The sequence below is a fragment of the bacterium genome, from assembly GCA_024226335.1.
In the GTDB taxonomy this organism is placed as follows: Bacteria; Myxococcota_A; UBA9160; order SZUA-336; family SZUA-336; genus JAAELY01.
On sequence record JAAELY010000003.1, the window covers coordinates 1 to 1,418 of the forward strand.

A 1,418-nucleotide genomic window follows, 5' to 3' on the forward strand; every position below is an offset into this window, starting at 1 on the left:
CACCGTGTATCTCACGGCGACGCAGAACGAACTCATCGAGGCGCAGAACCTACGGATCGATCTTCAGAACCACCTCGTGGAGTCACAGCGGCGATCCTCGCTCGTATTCGAATTGAGCGCGATCCTCGTGGCCTTCCCCCCGAAATCTGTACCATCCTGAATGAGAGTCCCGATGGCTCCCGGTAGGAGCCAATGGAGACTCAAGGATGAAACGGAAGAAGCACAGCCCGGAGCAGATCATCCGCAAGCTTCGGCAGGCGGAGACGATGCAGTCTGAGGGCAAGACGCTGGGTGAGGTCTGCCAGACGCTGGAGATCAGCGAGCAGACGTTCCACCGTTGGCGCAATCAGTACGGCGGCATGAAGGCCGAGGATGCGAAGCGCCTCAAGGAGCTGGAGCAGCAGAACTCGCGTCTGAAGACGGCGGTTGCTGACTTGACCTTGGACAAGCAGATCCTCGAAGAGGCGCTCAAGCTGGGAAACTGAGTGGCCCGGCGCGACGGCGCCTGGTGGACGGCGTGCGGCGCCGCCTGCCAGATCTGTCGGAACGTCGGGCCTGCCAGGCATTGGGTCAACCGAGATCGACGCAGCGGTATCAAGCACGTCGCACCGATTTCGAGAAGCGGCTCGTGACCAGGCTGCATGAGTTGGCGCGGGAACGGCCTCGATTCGGAACGCCACGTGTGACGGATCTTCTTCGTCGGGAGGACTGGCCGGTGAACGAGAAGCGCATTGCCAGACTGCGTCGCCGGGAAGGGTTGAAAGTGCCGAGGAAACAGCACAAACGGCGTCGCCTCGGATCCAGCGCCAACGGGATCCTGAAGCGGCAGGCGGAGCGCATCGATCACGTCTGGTCGTACGACTTCGTCACCGACCAGACCGAGGACGGTCGGCATCTGAAGCTCCTGCCAGTGCTCGACGAGTACACGCGCGAAGCACTGTCGCTCGAGGTCGGGCGATGTTTCACCAGCGCCGATGTCATCGAAGTGCTAACGTACCTGTTCGAGGTGCGAGGTGCGCCGCAGTTCATCCGGTCCGACAACGGGCCTGAGTTCATCTCCCACGCTATTCGTAACTGGCTCCGGGAGAGCGGTGTCCAGACGCTGTTCATCGAACCCGGCAGCCCCTGGGAGAACGCGTACGTCGAGTCGTTCAACAGCCGGCTACGCGACGAGTTGCTCGACCTCGAGTTGTTCACAAGCCTCGAGGAAGCGAGGGTGGTACTCGAAGACCACCGGCTGGATTACAATCACCGCCGCCCGCACAGCTCGCTCGGCTACATGACGCCGGCGGAGTTCGCAGCGCGGCTCCGCGAGGACGACTCCGCTCCGGCCCAAGGGGCCTGCGCTCCGTCGCCCTCGCGGGTTCAACTGGTCCCGACTCTCATTGGGGCTGGTACATGATTCGGGGGGAGGTCAC

At 62.6% G+C, this 1,418-nt stretch carries 1 protein-coding gene; it reads left to right on the plus strand.

What is annotated here, in order from left to right; genetic code table 11:
• Positions 1-206 precede the first annotated feature (206 nt).
• A protein-coding gene (locus GY725_00030) for an IS3 family transposase (GenBank protein ID MCP4002556.1) occupies positions 207-1,402 on the plus strand; the annotation gives its coding sequence in 2 pieces (ribosomal slippage) (positions 207-473 and positions 476-1,402; 1,194 coding nt in all).
• The last annotated feature ends 16 nt before the right edge of the window (positions 1,403-1,418 follow it).